Origin of the sequence: Streptomyces sp. DH10 (genome assembly GCF_029813805.1) — a bacterium.
GTDB classification, from domain to species: Bacteria; Actinomycetota; Actinomycetes; order Streptomycetales; family Streptomycetaceae; genus Streptomyces; species Streptomyces coeruleofuscus.
In genome coordinates, this window is sequence record NZ_JARVKU010000004.1 from 279,452 (window position 1) to 297,669 (window position 18,218).

Genomic DNA, 18,218 nt, shown 5'->3' on the forward strand with positions numbered 1-18,218 from the left:
AGGGGCACGGCCGTAGAGGACATACCAAGCGGTTGGTAACCTGCCGGGCATGACGACTGCCGCCCTCTCGCCGCTCGCCGGCCGACGCTGCCAGAACGTGCTCAACTCCCTGCACGCGACGCACTACTTCTCGCCGGATCTGGGGCGGGAACTGGGTGCTGTCGGGATCACTCGACCCCGCGCCGTGAACTTCGCCGTGCGGGCCGCCGCCCTCGGACCGGTCGGGGCCGGGACGGTGGCGGCGGCCTTCTACAACTACAAGTACGAACTCGTGGCCCGGCACGTGCCGGCGGTGTGGGAGACCGCGACGCCCGGCCAGGTGCTGGCGGCACGCGCGCGTGCGGTCGACGCGACGCTGCGCCGCCTGCTCGGCGAAGAGGCCCTGGCGTCGGCGGAGATGGCCGAGGCCGCGCGGCTGGCGCTGCACGCCACCGAGGCCTGCTCGCGCGGGGCGCGGCCGCTGTACGCCGCCCATGCCGACCTGCCCGTCCCCGAGGAGCCGCACCTCGCGTACTGGCATGCGGCCACCCTGCTGCGCGAGCACCGGGGCGACGGGCATCTGGCCGTGCTGATGTCCGCGGGGCTGGACGGGCTGGAGGCCATGGTGACCCACACGGCGACGGGCAAGGGCATGGCACCGAAGTGGGTCTTCGGCAGCCGGGGCTGGACCCAGGAGGACTGGGACGCGGCGGCGGGCCGGCTGCGTGAGCGCGGGCTGCTGGACGCGGCCGGCGAGCTCACCGAGCGCGGTGTCGCCCTGCGCGAGGAGATCGAGCAGGAGACGGACCGCCTGGACCGGGCACCGTACGAGCACCTGGGCGCGGAGGGGGTGGCGCGGCTGACCGAGCTGGGGGCGGCGTTCGCGCAGGCGGCGCTCGCGGCCGGGGCCTTTCCGGCGGACTTGCTCGGCAAGCGCTGACCGGGGCTTACGGAAGCGGCCCGCCCCTCATCTGCGCACCGTGCCGGGCAGGTGTTCGGCCGTGACGCATGGTGAGGCCTTGGCGAGGTACCCGTTCCCTCCCGGCCGCTGCGGTCGGGAGAGGAGAAAGGGGAATTTCGTGTTCCGTGCCATTGCAGATGTGCTGCGCCAGATCGGCGGTGCCATCGCCACCGTCGTGACCCTGCCCTTCCGGGCCCTGGCCCGGCTCTTCGGCGGCGCTTCGTCCTCCACCCGCAGCCGCAGGGTCTGACAAGAACGGTCCCGACCTGCCGGGTGCCGCCCTGACCCCCGAGTGTCGGTGCCACCTGCCACAATTGCCGCGCAACCTCAGTGGATAGGCGGTACGGGATCGTGACGACACCCGGGTCCCTCGAAGTAGGGTCCATCGAAGGCAGGATCGCCGAGGAGCTCGGCGTACGGGAGCGGCAGGTCAGGGCCGCCGTGGAACTGCTGGACGGCGGTTCTACGGTGCCCTTCATCGCCCGCTACCGCAAGGAAGCGACCGAGATGCTCGACGATGCGCAGCTGCGCACGATCGAGGAGCGGCTGCGCTATCTGCGGGAGCTGGAGGAGCGGCGGGCGGCGATCCTGGACTCGGTGCGCGAGCAGGGCAAGCTCACCGAGGAACTGGAGGCGCGGATCCGGGGCGCGGAGACCAAGGCGCGCCTGGAGGACATCTACCTCCCGTACAAGCCCAAGCGGCGTACCAAGGCGCAGATCGCGCGTGAGGCCGGTCTCGAGCCGCTGGCGGAGGGGCTGCTCGGCGATCCGACCGTCGAGCCCCTCGCCGCGGCCGCCGCGTTCGTCGACGCCGACAAGGGCGTGGCCGATCCGCAGGCGGCCCTCGACGGCGCCCGGGCGATCCTCACCGAGCGGTTCTCGGAGGACGCCGACCTGATCGGCGAGCTGCGCGAGCGCATGTGGGTGCGCGGGCGGCTGGCCGCCAAGGTGCGGGAGGGCAAGGAGGAGGCGGGCGCGAAGTTCGCCGACTACTTCGACTTCGCCGAGCCGTTCACCGAGCTGCCCTCGCACCGCATCCTGGCGATGCTGCGCGGCGAGAAGGAGGAGGTCCTCGACCTCGTCCTGGAGCCCGAGGAGCCGACGGACGGCCCGTCGTCGTACGAGGGGACGGTCGCGCACCGGTTCGGGATCGCCGACCGGGGCCGGCCCGGCGACAAGTGGCTGCTGGACACCGTGCGTTGGGCCTGGCGCACCCGCATCCTCGTCCACCTCGGCATCGACCTGCGGCTGCGGCTGCGCACGGCCGCCGAGGACGAGGCGGTGCGGGTCTTCGCGGCCAACCTGCGCGACCTGCTGCTCGCCGCCCCGGCGGGCACGCGCGCGACGCTCGGCCTCGACCCCGGTTTCCGCACGGGCGTGAAGGTGGCCGTCGTCGACGCGACCGGCAAGGTCGTCGCCACGGACGTCATCCACCCCCACGTCCCGGCCAACCGGTGGGACGAGGCCATCGCCAAGCTGGCCCGGCTGGCGAAGGAGCACGCGGTCGAGCTGATCGCCATCGGCAACGGCACGGCGTCCCGTGAGACCGACAAGCTCGCCGGGGAACTGATCGCCAAGCACCCGGAGCTGAACCTCACGAAGGTGATGGTGTCCGAGGCCGGGGCGTCCGTGTACTCGGCGTCCGCCTTCGCCTCGCAGGAACTGCCCGACATGGACGTGTCGCTGCGCGGCGCCGTGTCGATCGCCCGGCGGCTCCAGGACCCGCTGGCCGAGCTGGTGAAGATCGACCCGAAGTCGATCGGTGTCGGCCAGTACCAGCACGACCTGTCCGAGGTGAAGCTGTCGCGTTCGCTGGACGCGGTGGTGGAGGACTGCGTGAACGGCGTGGGCGTGGACGTCAACACGGCGTCGGCCCCCCTGCTCGCCCGGGTCTCCGGCATCACCTCCGGGCTCGCCGAGAACATCGTGTCGCACCGGGACGCCAACGGCCCGTTCAAGTCCCGCGGTGAGCTGAAGAAGGTGGCGCGGCTGGGCCCGAAGGCGTACGAGCAGTGCGCGGGCTTCCTGCGGATCCGCGGCGGTGACGACCCGCTGGACGCGTCCAGCGTGCACCCGGAGGCCTACCCGGTGGTCCGGCGCATGGTGAAGACCGCCGGGCAGGAGGTCGGTGGGCTCATCGGCAACACCGGGGTGCTGCGCTCGCTGAAGCCGCAGGACTTCGTGGACGAGACGTTCGGTCTGCCGACGGTCACCGACATCCTCAAGGAGCTGGAGAAGCCCGGCCGCGACCCACGTCCGGCCTTCAAGACGGCCGTCTTCAAGGAGGGCGTGGAGAAGATCTCCGACCTGTCGGCCGGGATGATCCTGGAAGGTGTCGTGACGAACGTCGCCGCGTTCGGCGCGTTCGTGGACGTCGGCGTCCACCAGGACGGTCTGGTGCACGTCTCCGCGATGTCGAAGACGTTCGTCAAGGACCCGCGGGACGTGGTGAAGCCCGGGGACATCGTCAAGGTGAAGGTCCTCGACGTCGACATCCCGCGCAAGCGGATCTCGCTGACGCTGCGCCTGGACGACGAGGCGGCCCCGCAGGGGCAGGACGGCACGGGCGAGCGCAGGCAGCGGGGCGGGCGTCCGCCGCAGCAGCGGCAGGGTGGTCGTGGCGGCGGCCGTGGCGGCGGTGGCGGTGGCGGTTCGCGTCAGGCGCCTCCGCCTGCCAACGGCGCGATGGCCGACGCGTTGCGCCGCGCGGGCCTGGTCGACCCCAAGAACGGCAAGCGTTGACCGTTCGGCTGTGGGGAGCTGCGGGCCCGTTGTGGCTGGTCGCGCAGTTCCCCACAGCCCTGGTGAAGAGGCGCTTCGCGCCCTTCACGATCTAGAGTGGCCGGTATGTCTGCTTCGCGTGTCATCACCTGGGACGTGTCCGCGAGCCGGGGGGTCGAGACCGCCTGGGTCGGCCTCGGGGGCGGTGCGATGCGGGCGCGCGGGCGGGCTGTTGGAACCGTCCCCGAGCCGTACTGGGTCTCGTACGAGCTCGAAACCGCTGAAGGGTTCGTGACCCGGCGGCTGAGCGTCACAGTGGAGACAGCGGCGCAGGAACGCGTTCTCGACCTGCGGCACGACGGTCATGGCACGTGGACCGGAAACGGCGAGCCGCTGCCCGGTGTCGACGGCGCCCTCGACTGCGACTTGGGGCTGTGCCCGCTCACCAACACCATGCCGGTGCTCCGTCACGGGCTGCATCGGGCTCCCGGCGAACGGGAGTTCCTGATGGCCTGGGTGTCGGTGCCGGACCTGGCGGTGCGGCCGTCCCGGCAGACGTACACGCATCTCGGACCCGGGCGGGTCCGGTATGCCTCCGGTGACTTCCGCAGCGACCTGGAGTTCGACGAGGAGGGGTACGTCGTCGACTACCCCCGGCTGGCCCGCCGCCTGACGGCCCGTTAGCGCTCGGTCACCTTGCCGTCCGCCACCTCCAGGCGGCGCGTGACGTGTACGGCGTCGAGCATGCGGCGGTCGTGGGTGACCAGCAGGAGGGTGCCCTCGTAGGAGTCGAGGGCCGACTCCAACTGCTCGATGGCGGGCAGGTCGAGGTGGTTGGTCGGCTCGTCGAGGACCAGGAGGTTGACGCCCCGGCCCTGGAGCAGCGCCAGGGCGGCTCTGGTGCGCTCGCCCGGGGAGAGGGTCGCCGCGGGGCGCAGGACGTGGTCCGACTTGAGGCCGAACTTGGCCAGGAGGGTGCGGACCTCGGCCGGTTCGGTGTCCGGGACGGCCGCGCGGAAGGCGTCCATCAGGGGCTCCTGGCCGTGGAACAGTTTGCGGGCCTGGTCGACCTCGCCGAGCAGGACGCCCGAGCCGAGCGCCGCGTGCCCGGCGTCGAGCGGGACACGCCCGAGCAGGGCGGCGAGCAGGGTGGACTTGCCGGCGCCGTTCGCTCCCGTCACCGCCACCCGGTCCGCCCAGTCGATCTGGAGGGACACCGGGCCGAGCACGAAGCCGCCGCGACGCACCTCCGCGTCCCGCAGGGTCGCCACGACGGCGCCCGAGCGCGGGGCCGACGCGATCTCCATGCGCAGCTCCCACTCCTTGCGGGGCTCCTCGACGACGTCCAGCCGCTCGATCATGCGCTGGGTCTGCCGGGCCTTCGCGGCCTGTTTCTCACTGGCCTCGCTGCGGAACTTGCGGCCGATCTTGTCGTTGTCGTTGCCCGCCTTGCGGCGCGCGTTCTTCACGCCCTTGTCCATCCAGGAGCGCTGCGTCTGCGCGCGGTCCTGGAGCGCCGACTTCTTGTCGGCGTACTCCTCGAACTCGTCGCGGGCGTGCCTGCGGGCGACCTCCCGCTCCTCCAGGTAGGCCTCGTAGCCACCGCCGTAGAGGTTGATCTGCCGCTGGGCGAGGTCGAGTTCGAGGACCTTGGTGACGGTGCGGGTGAGGAACTCGCGGTCGTGGCTGACGACCACCGTCCCGGCGCGCAGGCCGCTCACGAAGCGTTCGAGGCGCTCCAGGCCGTCGAGGTCGAGGTCGTTGGTGGGCTCGTCGAGGAGGAAGACGTCGTAGCGGGACAGGAGCAGGGAGGCGAGGCCGGCGCGGGCGGCCTGGCCGCCGGACAGTGACGTCATCAGCTGGTCGAGGTCGACCGCGAGGCCCAGGGAGTCGGCGACCTCCTCGGCGCGTTCGTCGAGGTCGGCGCCGCCGAGTCCGAGCCAGCGCTCCAGGCTCGTGGCGTAGGCGTCGTCGGCGCCGGGGGCCCCGTCGACCAGGGCCTGGGTCGCCTCGTCCATGGTGCGCTGGGCCTCGGCCACGCCGGTGCGGCGGGCCAGGAACGCCCGTACGGTCTCGCCGGGGCGGCGGTCCGGCTCCTGCGGCAGGTGGCCGACGGTGGCGGTCGGCGGGGACAGGCGCAGCTCGCCCTGCTCGGGGGCGGTGAGTCCGGCGAGCATCCTGAGCAGGGTGGACTTGCCGGCGCCGTTGGCTCCGACCAGGCCGATCACGTCGCCGGGCGCGACGACGAGGTCGAGCCCGGTGAACAGGGAGCGGTCGCCGTGGCCGGCGGCGAGGTTCTTGGCGACGAGGGTGGCAGTCATCAGACCGCGATCCTAACGGCCGTCCCGGGCGGTCCGCGGCTGGGTTTCAGGGGGTCACGGCCGTCACCAGCACGCTGGTGGCGGTGCGCGCCACCAGGAAGGACTGCCCCTTCACCGCCTTGGTGTCGAGGGCGACGCGGTGGCGGCCCGGTTCCAGGACGCCGTCGAAGATCTCGTGGGTGTGGGTGCGGGAGAGCCGGTCGAGGCGGTACGCGGTGAGGGTGACCCGGCAGGCGGAGGTGACCTCGACGTCGGCCTCGCCGTCGGTGACGGTCAGGCCGGTGAGGCGGCGCCGGTCCAGCGGGCTGCGGTCCAGGGCGTGTTCGATCTGGGCGACGAGGAGGGGGACGATCGGGGCGAGGCCGTCGACGTACGCGACGGGGACCTCGGCGCGTTCGAAGGCGTGGCGGACGGCGGCACGTTCCCGCTCGTCGGTCCCGCGGCCGAAGGCGACGGCGCCGTAGCCGCGCAGTTCGTCGGCGGGCACGTGGTCGGTGTCGTGGGCGATGTCGGCGCCGACGCCGATGGTGCGCAGCGCCGCGGCGAGCTTGGCCAGGACGGCGACGCGGGCGCCGATCAGCAGGACGCGGCGGCGGGTGTCCGGGGCGGAGCCGTTCAGCAGGGCGCTCAGCGCGACGCGGTATTCGGCGCCGCGGAAGCGGAACGGGCCGATGCCGTGGTAGCCGTTGAGCTCCAGATCGGCGTGTTCGTCGGTCTGCCAGGCGAAGTCCCGCCAGATGAAGTCCTCGCCGTCCCGGCGGATGACCGCGGTGACGGCGCCGCAGGCCAGGTCCTCGCACTCGGGGCAGCCGTAGACGACGTAGCGGCCGCCGGGCAGCGGTGCCGGGCTCTCCAAGAGCAGGCTGCGGACCTGCGCGGTGAAGATCGAGGGTGGTACGTCGGAGGCGAGCGGGGAGACCGCGTCGAGGTCGGAGAGCCGGAACAGCAGCGGGCGTCCGTCGACGATGAAGTCCACGAAGTCCCGGTGGACCTGGTAACCACCGTCTGTGAGGACGCCGCCGGCCCGCATCGCGGGTGCCAGGCCGAAGGTCGTGTACTCGGCACACATGCTGTGAGTATCCCCACACTGCGCGTGATGTGAGCACGGCATGACACATTCCGCTACGGTCCGGGCATGACTGGTGAGCGTGGCGGCGAGATCGTGGTGGTCGGTGGCGGGGTGGTCGGGCTGACGACGGCGGTGGCTCTCGCCGAGCGGGGCCGGCGGGTACGGGTGTGGACGCGGGACCCCGTCGAGGCGACCACCTCATCGGTCGCGGGTGCGCTGTGCTGGCCGTACCGGATCGAGCCGGTCGCGCTGGCGCGGGTGTGGGCGTTGCGGTCGCTCGAGGTGTACGAGGAGCTGGCCGAGCGGCCCGGGGCGAGCGGCGTACGCATGGTCGAAGGGGTACTGGGCGAGACGCGTCTCGACGAGGTCGACGGGGCGCTGGCGGAGCGGATGCCGGAGCTGCGGGCGGCCACGGCCGGCGAGTACGCGGGGTCGGGGGTCCGGGCGCGGTTGCCGCTCATCGACATGCCGGTCCATCTGCCGTGGCTGCGGGAGCGGTTGGCGGCGGCGGGCGGTGTGGTCGAGGCCCGTACGGTGTCCGGTCTGGCCGAGGCCGACGCGCCGGTCGTGATCAACTGCACGGGGCTCGCCGCGCGGGAGCTGGTGCCGGATCCGTCCGTGCGGCCCGTGCGCGGCCAGCTGGTGGTCGTGGAGAACCCCGGGATCGACACCTGGCTGGTCTCCACCGACGCGGCCGGGGAGCACGCGTACATGTTTCCGCAGCCGGGCGGGCTCGTCCTCGGCGGTACGGCGGAGGAGGACGCGTGGTCGCTGGAACCCGACCCGGCGACGGCCGAGGCGATCATCCGCCGCTGCGCGGCCCTGCGCCCGGAGATCGCCGGGGCGCGGGTACTGGAACACCGAGTAGGGCTGCGTCCGACCCGCCCGGCCGTCCGCCTGGAGCGCGACACCCTCCCGGACGGCCGTGCGCTGATCCACAACTACGGTCACGGCGGCGCGGGCGTGACGGTGGCCTGGGGGTGCGCGGAGGAGGCTGCCCGGCTGGTCGGCTAGGACCGCCGGCCCCGGGCTGCTGGAACCGAGACGCCCCCGGCCGATGGCGGCCGAGGGCGTCAGGGTCAGGCGGCTGGAGCGATCGGGTCAGTGCTTGCCGATGGGGTCGCCCTCGACGTCCGGGCCGCGGCCCGGGCCGACGCGGAACTCGAAGTCGCCGTCGTACTTCTTGTGGCCTTCGATGACGGCCAGTTCCACCGCCTCGGAGCCCATCTGCTCGCGCACCATCACCGGATCGCGGCGCAGATCGCGCATGAGGGACACGCACATGCCGACCATCACGACGACGAACGGGGCCGCCGCGAGGATCGTGAGGTTCTGCAAGCCCGTCAGCGCGTCGCCCTGGCCGCTGCCGACCATGAGCATGATCGCGGCCACCGCACCGGTGACGACGCCCCAGAAGACCACGACCATACGGCCCGGTTCGAGCGCGCCCTTCTGCGACAGGGTGCCCATGACGATCGACGCCGCGTCGGCGCCCGACACGAAGAAGATGCCGACGAGGACCATCACGAGCAGGCTCGTGGCGGTGGCGATGGGGAACTGCTGGAGCACGTCGAAGAGCTGGCCCTCCGGGGTCTGCTCCTTGCCGAGCCTGCCCTGTTCCTGCATCTTCATCGCCGAGCCGCCGAAGACCGCGAACCAGACGAGGCTGACCGTGCTGGGCACGAGGATGACACCGCCGACGAACTGCCGGATCGTGCGGCCCCGGCTGATGCGGGCGATGAACATGCCCACGAACGGCGTCCAGGAGATCCACCACGCCCAGTAGAAGACGGTCCAGCTGCTCAGCCAGTCCGCGACACCCTCCCCGCCGCTGGCCTCCGTCCGGCCGGCCAGCTGGGGCAGGTCGCCGAGGTAGGCGAAGACGGACGTGGGCAGCAGGTCGAGGACGATGATGGTCGGACCCGCCACGAACACGAACAGGGCGAGCACCAGCGCCAGCACCATGTTGGTGTTGGACAGCCACTGGATGCCGCGCTCCACACCCGAGACCGCGGATGCGACGAAGGCCAGGGTCAGCACCGCGATGATCGTGACGAGCAGCCCGGTGCTCACCTTGTCCATCCAGTTCAGCTCCTGCACACCGGAGCCGATCTGAAGCGCGCCGAGCCCCAGGGACGCGGCGGAACCGAAGACGGTCGCGACGATCGCGAGGATGTCGATGACGCGGCCGACGGCGCCGTTCGCGTGCTTCTTGCCGATCAACGGCGTGAAGACGGCGCTGATGGTCTGGCGGCGCCGCCTGCGGAAGGTGCTGTAGGCGATGGCGAGGCCCACCACGGCGTAGATCGCCCAGGGGTGGAGCGTCCAGTGGAACAGGGTGGTGGCCATGGCCGTTTCCATGCGATCACCGGAGTCGGCCGGGTTGGTGCCCGGCGGGGCCGTCGAGTAGTGCGACAACGGCTCGCTCACGCCGTAGAACATCAGGCCGATGCCCATGCCGGCGCTGAACATCATCGCGACCCAGGAGACCGTGCGGAATTCGGGCTCCTCGCCCTCGGCCCCGAGGTGGATACGGCCGTAGCGGCTGGCCGCGAGCCAGAGGGCGAAGACGACGAAGGCGGAGGCGGCGAGCATGAACGCCCAGCCGCCGTTGTGCATCAGCCCGCCGAGCATGCTGGTGGAGACGTCTTCGAGCGAATCGGTCGCCGCGGCTCCCCAGACCACGAAGGCGAGAGTGAGCACGGCCGTGACGCCGAAGACAATTCGGTCGGTTTTTGGACGTTCCTGACCGGGGAGGCCCGCTTCCGAACCCGGAAGCGCGGCCCCTGCTTGGTGGTCGCTTTCACTTGGTCGGTCGTGCGTCACAGGCGGCACCTTTCATTGGGACGTAGGAGGAACGTAAGTCCTCCGTAACGCCCCTACCACGTGTGGCGCAATTTCACCCCCCTCAACATTGCGTTTCCGGTTTCCCTGCCGTCAGGTGGTACGTTCCGCGCTCGTCGAGCAGCAGCGGCACGAGCGCCCGCAGGGACTGGCGCAGGGGTACGAGCACGCCCTCCGCGTCCCGGCGTACGCGCACGCCGTGCAGCGCGAGTTCGTCTCCCACCTCGGCGTACTGGGCGGCCGTGAGCCGGTAGCCGCAGGGCGGGTCCTGGATCACCTCGGCCGGTTCGGGCGCGTCGTTGTCGGCGCCGCCTGCGTAGACGGGGCCGGTGGTGGCGTATCCCGCGAGCCGGGCCCGGCCCGTCGCCGCCTCGACCGCGCCGCGGCGCTGCTCGGCGTATCCGAACAGCCCGTCCAGCGCGTCCAGTTGAGAGGTGACCCGGCGGCGGTTGTTCAGCGCCTCGTCCGCCTTCTCGGCATCGGTGAGCGGGTCGACGCGACTCTCGATGAGCAGACCGATGCCGTGCTTGATGCCGGACATATTGCGCAAAATGCGCTCCTGGCCGTCTCCGGCGACCTGCTTGACCGGCTCGCCGGTCTCGGGGTCGGTCCAGATGCCGTAGGTGCCGGCCGAGTGCCCGGCCCGCCGCGCCGCGGGGCGGACGTACTTCTCGGAGAGGGTCTTCGCCTCGTCGTGGACCGCCTCATGGGTGTTGAGGTTGCGCGGCCACAGGTCGAAGAGGTCCTCGTCGTAGTACGGGGGTGTGGCGCCGTACTCGTGCAGGTCGTAGACGAGGTCGGGACGCTGGTCGCGGATGAGCTTGGCCAGCGCCCGGCCTTCGGCGGTCCGGAGCGCCAGGTGGTCGCGGTTGATGTCCACGCCGTCGCTGTTGCCCCGGGTGTCGGCGGCCCGGCCGTCGGGGTTGGCGGTGGGCACGACGAGGACCGTGGTGCGGTCGAGGAAGCGCCGGGTGCTGCTGTCGCGGGCGTACGCGAGGTCGCGGACCGTGGTCAGGCAGGCCTCGCGGCCTGCGGGTTCGTCGCCGTGCTGGGTGCACACGAGCAGCACCTTGTTGGGCGTCGGGTGGGTGCCGATCCGGACCAGCTGGAGCGGGCGGCCCTGCTTCGTCGTCCCGAAGCGGGTCATCGAGACGCGGCTGCTCGACCGCTCCACGGCCTTGAGGAAGTCCTGCTCCTCGGGCTGGGTGGTCCAGCGGGCGCCGTTCGTCTGCTCGAAGCCGGTGCGGGGCGGGGAATCGGTGGTGGCCCGGGCCGGGACGGCGACCAGGCAAGCGGCGACGGCCGCGGCGGTCAGCGTCAGGGCACGGACGCGCGTCGCGGTCCTGCCCGCCGCCTTGCGGGCCACGGGCCCGGCCGCGGTGTCGCGGGGCGCGCTCCTGACTGCGGTGTCGCGGGTCACTGGCTTCCCCCCGGGATGCGGTGAGCGGTGAGCGGATCCCGTACGCCGTCCAGGAGGGTGGCGCCGGGTAGGGCGGAGGCGGCGCCCGTGGTGGCGCGGGCGAAGGCGGTGGCTCCGCCGACGAACGGGACGCGCGCCGAGGTGCGGGACAGGTCGACGGTCAGCTTGGGCTTGTCCGCGGGAGGGTCGATGAGGCCCTTGTCGGTGCCCGCGACGATCAGCGCCAGGCGGTGGCCCTTGGGGACGACGTGGTCGGTCGCCGCCAGGTCGAGGGTGATCGTGTACCGCTTGCCCGGGGTGAGCGGGGCGCCCGTCAGGTCGGAGGCGTGGTTGCCGAGGTCGGCCCAGCCGCGGCTGACGATCGTGTAGTCGACGTCCGCGGTCTTCGCCTTCGTCTCCTTGAAGCAGGAGCTGTCGCCCGCGGTGCTCGCGCCCCAGCAGGTGCGGCCGGTGAGGGTGGTGATGCCCTCGCCCGCGTCGGCGTAGTCGCGGATGGTGGCGGGGCCGATGTCCACGAGGACGGCGGAGAGGTGGGCCGTCGGGGTGGAGGGCGTCGCGGTGACGGTGACCTCGGAGGAGCCGGACAGGCGCAGTCCGCGGGTGAGCGGCCTGGTGACGAAACCTGCCTTCTCCCGTGTCGGCTTGTCGATCCGCGCGGCCCAGTCGGTCTCGCTCAGCTCCGGGTTGTCGGTGAAGGCCGTGGTGCCGTGGCCGCGGCGCAGGCCGAGGGTGCCGACGCCCGCCTGGGCGCCTCGGTCGGGGCGCAGGGTGGTGGCCCGGGTGCCGTTCGGCGGCCAGGTCTTCGAGGTGGTCCACTGGTCGGGCGCGCGTTCGATGTCGGCCATGGGCTCGCGGTCGATGCCGTTGTCGTAGCCCATGAGTTCGTGGTCGAACCAGCGGTGGAGGGTGTCGACCCAGGTGGCGCGGCGGAAGTCGAAGGGGTCGACGTGGCCGGTCCGGGAGAGCCAGATCTTGCGCTCGACGCCGTTCTTCGCCAGGGCGTCCCACCACTGGCCGACGTGCTTCATCCGCACGTTGAGGTCCTGCATGCCGTGCACGAGGAAGACGCTGGCCTTGACCTTCCGCGCCGCCCTGACGTAGTCGCGCTCGGTCCACAGCGGGGTCCAGTCGCCGGTGCGCGGGGCCCCGTCGACGAGCTTGCGCTGCACGGCGGCGCACTTGGCGCGGACGCCGGGGCTGTTGACGTAGTCGGACAGCCATTCGGGGCCGGAGTCGTAAAGCGGGGCGCCCTGCTGAAAGTAGTAGTCGTACCAGGAGGAGATGGCGCTGATCGGGACGATGGTCTTCAGGCCCTCGACGCCGGTCGCGGCGACGCCGTTGGCGATGGTGCCGTCCCAGCTCTTGCCGATCATGCCGGTCTTGCCGTTGGTCCAGGCCGCTTTGGCGCGGGTGGTGCCGGTGCGGGTCGTGTAGGCCTTGGCACGGCCGTTGAGCCAGTCGACGACGGCCTTCGCTGACTGGACGTCGGAGCGGCCGCCGACGTCGACGCACCCGTTGGAGCGATTGGTTCCGGCCAGGTCGACGCCGACGAAGGCGTAGCCGCGGGGCACGAAGTAGTTGTCGTAGTACAGCGGCATCTGGTTGACGTCGCCGTTCGCGTCGTACGTCTTCTTCTGGCTCTCGTTGCCGCGCCCGCAGCAGGAGTAGTACGGGCTGGCGTCCATGATGACGGGGACCTTGCGGCCCTGCCGGGCGGGTTCGCGGGGGCGGACGATGTCCACGGCTACCCGGTCGGCCTTGCCGTCGCGGTCGCCGTCGAGTCCGGTGTCCACCCAGACGGCCTCGCGGATGGCGTTGTCGTACGAGTGGACGGGTCGGCTCTCGCGCGGGGCGGCGTCCGCCGCGGCCGGGGTGAGCAGCGTGGCCACCAGGGCGGCCGTGGCCGCCGTCGCGAGCGGTCTCCAGGTCGTGAAGCGCGTGCGTTTCGGCATGCGGCGGACGCTACATCGGTGAACTCCTGTTCAGAAGAGGGCAGCTGACGGACCGGCGTGTCCCGGATGGTCCCCGGGGTCGGATGTCTCATGTCGGCCGAATGGCGATCGTGTGACAACAGGGGCCATGGACATGATCAGAGGCACAGGGAGTCATTAAGCTCCGAACAGACCTCGGGACCCTACGACTTGGAGTCTTGCGTGCACCGCAGAATCATCGCGCCGGGAGCCCTGGCCGCGGCTGTCCTCCTGCTGGCGATCCCGGCATCGGCCGCACCCCACTCCCCCGGCGCACCGGGTATCGGTGACCCCTACTACCCGGCCTCCGGCAACGGCGGGTACGACGTCTCCCACTACGACCTGAGGCTGAAGTACCAGCCGGCCACGGACGAGCTCGAGGGCACGGCGACCCTCGTGGCCCGCACCACTCAGGACCTGTCCAGCTTCAACCTGGACTTCCTTCTGGACGTCGGCGAGGTGCGCGTCAACGGCGCGAAGGCGTCGTTCCGGACGTCGGGCGAGCACGAGCTGGAGATCACGCCGAAGACCCCGCTGGCCAAGGGCACGCCCGTCACGGTCGTCGTGCGTTACCGCGGCGTGCCGTCGTCGGAGAAGGCGTACGGCTTCACCAGCTGGCACCGCACCCCGGACGGGGGCGTCGCGGCGAACGAGCCCGAGGCGGCGGCGTGGTGGTTCCCGAGCAACGACCACCCGCTCGACAAGGCCACCTACGACGTGTCCGTGCTGGTCCCGGACGGCACGCAGGCCATCTCCAACGGCACCCTCCAGTCCACGAGTTCGCGTCTCGGCTGGACCCGCTGGAACTGGCGCTCCGACAAGCCTCAGGCCACGTACCTCGCCACGCTCGCGGTCGGGAAGTTCGACATCACGACCGGCACGACCGAGAGCGGCATTCCGGTCCTCAACGCCTACAGCAAGGACCTGGGCGGCCACGCCGGCGCGGCGCGGGCGAGCCTCGAACGGACCGGGGAGATCGCCGACTGGCTGACGGGCTACTTCGGGCCGTACCCCTACAACGCGCTCGGCGGCTATGTGCCGAACACCACCACCGGGTACGCGCTGGAGACCCAGACCCGGCCGTTCTACAGCCCGCGGCAGTTCGCGAACGGGTCCAACGTCTCCCTCGTCGTCCACGAGCTGGCGCACCAGTGGTACGGCGACGACGTGTCGCTCAAGCGCTGGAAGGACATCTGGATCAACGAGGGCTTCGCGCGGTACGCGCAGTGGCTGTGGTCCGAGCACGAGGGCGAGGGCACGGCGCAGGAACTCGCCGACTACGTGTACGCCTCGCATCCCGCCGACGACCCGTTCTGGACGGTGAAGCCCGGGGACCCGGGCCCGGAGAACCAGTTCAACATCGCGGTGTACGACCGGGGCGCGCTGGCCGTGCAGGCGCTGCGCAACGAGATCGGCGACGAGTCGTTCTTCGCGATCCTCGAGGGCTGGCCGCAGAAGTACGCCCACGGCAACGCGTCGGTCGCCGACTTCCAGCGGTACGCCGAGGAGGTGTCGGGCAAGCCGCTGTCCGCCCTGTTCGACACGTGGCTGTATCAGCCGTCGAAGCCGGGGGTGCCGGCGGCCCGGGCCGCGGCGGTGGCGAAGGGGGCGGAGGCTGTGCCGCAGCCGAGGTCGTGGAAGAAGATCGCGGCGACGAACGGGGTACACGAGCACGCGGGTGCGGAGCACGGGTCCTAGCTGCGGGCAGTCGCGCCGGTTGGGGCTGGCACGGGTGGGCGCAGCGGCACCTCGTCGCGCCGAGCTGCGCAACGCCCGCCCACTCGTGCAGGCGCCTGGCCTGCTGAACGCCGTCCCTCGGTCTACGGTGGAGACTGCTGACCAAGGAGCCGGCCGTGCGGAACGTGGCGATCGTCGAGGCACCGTCCGTACTGGGGCTGCGCCCGACCGGAGTCGAGGAACTGCCGGACGCACTCCTCGGCGCCGGGCTCGCCGAAGCGCTGGGCGCGGTGCGCGCGGGGCGCGTCCAGCCACCCCCGTACGACCCGCAGCGCGACCCGGACACCGGCGTCCTGAACCCCGGCGGCATCGCCGCGTACTCCACCGCGCTCGCCGACACCGTCGGCGCTGTCCTCGGCGATGGCCGCTTCCCCCTCGTGCTGGGCGGCGATTGCAGCGTGCTGCTCGGCAATCTGCTCGCGCTGCGCCGCCGGGGCCGGCACGGTCTGCTGTTCCTCGACGGGCACACCGACTTCTACCAGCCGTCGGCGGAACCGGCCGGTGAGGTGGCGTCCATGGAACTCGCCCTCGCCACCGGGCGCGGCCCGCGCGTGCTGGCCGACCTGGAGGGCCGGGGCCCGCTGGTGCGGGACGAGGACGTCGTCGCGCTGGGCTTCCGGGACGCGGAGGAGTCGGCGGCGTACGGGATGCAGCCGCTGCCGTCCGCGCTGCACGCGCTGGAGCTGGACACCGTGCGCGCCCTGGGTGCGGGCGAGGCGGCCCGGCGCGCGGTCGGGCTGCTGACCGGCGACGGCGCGGGCGCCGGGTACTGGATCCACCTCGACGTCGACGTGTTGGACGATGCCGTGATGCCCGCCGTCGACTACCGGCTCCCGGACGGGCTGACCTGGCAGGAGCTGGAGACCGTCCTGCGCACGGCCCTGTCCGGCGGCGGTGCCCTCGGTCTCACCGTCGCGATCTTCAACCCCCGTCTGGATCCCGACGGGGCGATCGCGCGGCGCCTCGGCGACTGTCTGGTGCGGGCGTTCGACAGGGACGGCCAGGGCTGAGCCGGGGCCGGGGCCTGGGCCGGTCAGTCGCCGTGGTCGTACACCGTCACCGGTATGCCCCGCCGTACCAGCCGCTCCTCGATCAGCGGCTCGACCCGGGACCACTTGCCGCCGGCGAGGCCGCAGCCGATGCGGGGCATGTGGACCGTCGCGCCCAGTTCACCGGCCTTCGCGGCCAGGGCCTCCAGTGCCCTGTCGATCGCCTCGTAGCGGACGGGGACGCCCTTGCTGCCGGTCTTGGTGCCGCGCTGGCCGATCATGTTGGCCACCCACACGTGCCGCTCGACCTGCACGAACTGTGCGGCGCCGAGCCCGAAGTCGTTCCCCGCGCGGCCTCGGTGCCAGGCCCGGTACGCCGCCTCCGGCTCGGGCCAGCGCCGCGATATCGCCAGGACGAATCCCTTGCCCCAGCCCCCTATGTCGTTGCAGACATGGGCGATGACCTTGACGCCCTTCACCGACGGAACGGTGGCGTCACCCCGGACATACGTGATCCCCGACATGACGCCACCGTAGGCCCTGCCACTGACAGTGGCTCCGGCCCGCTACTTCGTGAACTGCGACAGCTCCTGGTCGGCCGTCTGCGACACCCGGCGGCGGATGCCGAACCAGCCCGCGACCAGCGCGGCCGCGATCAGCGGGACGAGCAGCAGCGTCTTGCGGCCGACCTCCGGGTCGTTCCACATCATGCCGAGGCAGGCCAGCAGGAAGGCGATCGTGGTGATCTCCGTGACCGGGCTGCCGGGGAGGCGGAAGGAGGGGCGGTCGAGCAGGCCGTCCTTGGCGCGGCGGACGAAGACCAGGTGGCAGATCATGATGATCACCCAGGTGCTGATGATGCCGAGCGAGGCGACGTTCAGCACGATCTCGAAGGCCTGGGCCGGCACGAGGAAGTTCAGGCCGACGCCGAGCACGCACACCGCGCAGGTCAGCAGGATGCCGCCGTAGGGGACCTGGCTGCGGTTCATGCGGGCGGTGAACTTCGGCGCCGAGCCGGCCATCGCCATGGAGCGCAGGATGCGGCCCGTCGAGTACAGGCCCGAGTTCAGCGAGGACATCGCGGCCGTGAGGACCACCAGGTTCATCACGTCGCCCGCGGCCGGGACGCCGATCTTCGACAGGACGGTGACGAAGGGGCTCTGGTCGGCCGAGTAGACCGAGCCGGGCAGCAGCAGGGCCAGCAGGACGACCGAGCCGACGTAGAAGAGGCCCACGCGCCACATGATCGAGTTCACCGCGCGCGGGACGACCTTCTCCGGCTCGGCGGTCTCGCCCGCGGCGACACCGACCAGCTCCAGCGCGGCGTACGCGAAGATCACGCCCTGCATGACGAGGACGACGGGCATCATGCCGTGCGGGAAGACGCCGCCGTTGTCGGTGATGACGCTCAGGCCGGGCGTCTGGCCGCCCACCTCGTGCTGGGTGGCGAGCAGGAAGATGCCGATGAGCATGAAGCCGACCAGCGTCGCGACCTTGATGATCGAGAACCAGAACTCCATCTCGCCGAAGATCTTCACCGAGATCAGGTTCACGGCCAGCACCACGGCGAGGGCGATCAGCGCCAGCACCCACTGCGGGACGTCGGTGAACAGGCTCCAGTAGTGCGTGTAGAGCGCGATCGCGGTGATGTCGGCGATGCCGGTGGTCGACCAGTTCAGGAAGTACATCCAGCCGGCGACGTAGGCGCCCTTCTCACCGAGGAACTCGCGCGCGTACGACACGAAGGAGCCCGAGGAGGGGCGGTAGAGCACGAGCTCGCCGAGGGCCCTGACCACGAAGAAGGCGAAGATGCCGCAGACCAGGTAGGCGATCGCCAGGGCCGGGCCCGCGTTGTGGAGGCGACCGCCGGCGCCGAGGAAGAGGCCGGTGCCGATGGCCCCGCCGATGGCGATCATGTTGACGTGGCGGGCCTTGAGGTCCTTGCTGTAGCCGGCGTCGCCCGCGTCCGCGGGCACCTGGGCCGCATCGGTACGCGGCGTGGCCGCAGCCGTGTTCACGGCGTCCTTGCTCACGGGTGGTTCCACTCTCTGGTGCGCCCGGACGTCGTGGGCCCGGGGTCCGTACAGTGCAGTGGCCCGTACCACCCTTGTGACGCGGCACAGACCAAGCCAGCACCTTCCCACACCGATCCGCTCGCATACGGTGACCGGCGTCACAGAGCGTGACTCCTCACAAGATCCATCAGG

General features: G+C 71.6%; 14 protein-coding genes. 7 read left to right on the top strand and 7 right to left on the bottom strand.

Annotated elements, in window-relative coordinates; all coding sequences use genetic code 11:
• The first annotated feature begins 49 nt into the window (after positions 1–49).
• The 4 genes from QC385_RS10740 (at position 50) to QC385_RS10755 (ending at position 4,345) form a co-directional block, all read left to right on the top strand.
• The gene (locus tag QC385_RS10740) at positions 50–919 is read left to right on the top strand and encodes an SCO6745 family protein (protein WP_279541031.1); all 870 of its coding nucleotides are present in this window, start codon (positions 50–52) and stop codon (positions 917–919) included.
• A gap of 139 nt (positions 920–1,058) precedes the next feature.
• On the top strand, positions 1,059–1,190 hold the full coding sequence (locus QC385_RS10745) for an LPFR motif small protein (RefSeq protein ID WP_010042827.1): 132 nt from the start codon (positions 1,059–1,061) through the stop codon (positions 1,188–1,190).
• A 101-nt stretch (positions 1,191–1,291) separates the two neighbouring features.
• Positions 1,292–3,682: a Tex family protein gene (locus tag QC385_RS10750; RefSeq protein ID WP_279541032.1), complete on the top strand. Its 2,391-nt coding sequence runs from the start codon at positions 1,292–1,294 to the stop codon at positions 3,680–3,682.
• A 105-nt stretch (positions 3,683–3,787) separates the two neighbouring features.
• A complete protein-coding gene (locus QC385_RS10755; protein ID WP_279541033.1) occupies positions 3,788–4,345 on the top strand; it encodes a putative glycolipid-binding domain-containing protein in 558 nt (185 codons plus the stop codon).
• Here the strand turns inward: QC385_RS10755 and QC385_RS10760 are convergent.
• Positions 4,342–5,982 (bottom strand): ABC-F family ATP-binding cassette domain-containing protein, encoded by a 1,641-nt coding sequence (locus QC385_RS10760; RefSeq protein ID WP_279541034.1) that lies wholly within the window; start codon positions 5,980–5,982, stop codon positions 4,342–4,344. The genes QC385_RS10755 and QC385_RS10760 overlap by 4 nt on opposite strands.
• A gap of 46 nt (positions 5,983–6,028) precedes the next feature.
• Positions 6,029–7,051, bottom strand: a complete 1,023-nt coding sequence (locus QC385_RS10765) for an oxidoreductase (RefSeq protein WP_279541035.1) — start codon at positions 7,049–7,051, stop codon at positions 6,029–6,031.
• A 66-nt stretch (positions 7,052–7,117) separates the two neighbouring features.
• On the opposite strand from QC385_RS10765, the gene QC385_RS10770 reads away from it, so the two are divergent.
• A complete protein-coding gene (locus QC385_RS10770; RefSeq protein ID WP_279541036.1) occupies positions 7,118–8,065 on the top strand; it encodes an NAD(P)/FAD-dependent oxidoreductase in 948 nt (315 codons plus the stop codon).
• An 87-nt stretch (positions 8,066–8,152) separates the two neighbouring features.
• Here the strand turns inward: QC385_RS10770 and QC385_RS10775 are convergent, their stop codons facing one another.
• The 3 genes from QC385_RS10775 to QC385_RS10785 all read right to left on the bottom strand — a co-directional run bounded on the left by QC385_RS10775 (position 8,153) and on the right by QC385_RS10785 (position 13,267).
• Entirely contained in the window at positions 8,153–9,877 is a 1,725-nt protein-coding gene (locus tag QC385_RS10775) for a BCCT family transporter (RefSeq protein ID WP_279541037.1), read from the bottom strand.
• An 82-nt stretch (positions 9,878–9,959) separates the two neighbouring features.
• Entirely contained in the window at positions 9,960–11,261 is a 1,302-nt protein-coding gene (locus tag QC385_RS10780; RefSeq protein ID WP_443032881.1) for a M14 family metallopeptidase, read from the bottom strand.
• Between the two features lie 50 nt (positions 11,262–11,311).
• Positions 11,312–13,267 (bottom strand): Xaa-Pro dipeptidyl-peptidase, encoded by a 1,956-nt coding sequence (locus QC385_RS10785; protein WP_279541038.1) that lies wholly within the window; start codon positions 13,265–13,267, stop codon positions 11,312–11,314.
• Positions 13,268–13,468: 201 nt separating this feature from the next.
• On the opposite strand from QC385_RS10785, the gene QC385_RS10790 reads away from it, so the two are divergent.
• Positions 13,469–14,983 (top strand): M1 family metallopeptidase, encoded by a 1,515-nt coding sequence (locus tag QC385_RS10790; RefSeq protein ID WP_279541039.1) that lies wholly within the window; start codon positions 13,469–13,471, stop codon positions 14,981–14,983.
• Positions 14,984–15,138: 155 nt separating this feature from the next.
• Entirely contained in the window at positions 15,139–16,032 is an 894-nt protein-coding gene (locus QC385_RS10795; RefSeq protein WP_279541040.1) for an arginase family protein, read from the top strand.
• Between the two features lie 23 nt (positions 16,033–16,055).
• Here QC385_RS10795 and QC385_RS10800 read toward each other — a convergent pair whose 3' ends face one another.
• Complete coding sequence (locus QC385_RS10800) at positions 16,056–16,535, bottom strand: macro domain-containing protein (protein ID WP_279541041.1); 480 nt, start codon at positions 16,533–16,535, stop codon at positions 16,056–16,058.
• A 42-nt stretch (positions 16,536–16,577) separates the two neighbouring features.
• On the bottom strand, positions 16,578–18,044 hold the full coding sequence (locus QC385_RS10805) for an amino acid permease (protein ID WP_279541042.1): 1,467 nt from the start codon (positions 18,042–18,044) through the stop codon (positions 16,578–16,580).
• Between the last annotated feature and the right edge of the window lie 174 nt (positions 18,045–18,218).

What these genes read in the sequence shown, in the direction of transcription:
- QC385_RS10740 (WP_279541031.1), top strand. Translation starts at nt 50, where the DNA reads ATGACGACTGCCGCCCTCTCGCCGCTCGCCGGCCGACGCTGCCAGAAC.
- QC385_RS10755 (WP_279541033.1), top strand. Translation starts at nt 3,788, where the DNA reads ATGTCTGCTTCGCGTGTCATCACCTGGGACGTGTCCGCGAGCCGGGGG.
- QC385_RS10760 (WP_279541034.1), bottom strand. Translation starts at nt 5,982, where the DNA reads ATGACTGCCACCCTCGTCGCCAAGAACCTCGCCGCCGGCCACGGCGAC.
- QC385_RS10765 (WP_279541035.1), bottom strand. Translation starts at nt 7,051, where the DNA reads ATGTGTGCCGAGTACACGACCTTCGGCCTGGCACCCGCGATGCGGGCC.
- QC385_RS10770 (WP_279541036.1), top strand. Translation starts at nt 7,118, where the DNA reads ATGACTGGTGAGCGTGGCGGCGAGATCGTGGTGGTCGGTGGCGGGGTG.
- QC385_RS10785 (WP_279541038.1), bottom strand. Translation starts at nt 13,267, where the DNA reads ATGCCGAAACGCACGCGCTTCACGACCTGGAGACCGCTCGCGACGGCG.
- QC385_RS10800 (WP_279541041.1), bottom strand. Translation starts at nt 16,535, where the DNA reads ATGTCGGGGATCACGTATGTCCGGGGTGACGCCACCGTTCCGTCGGTG.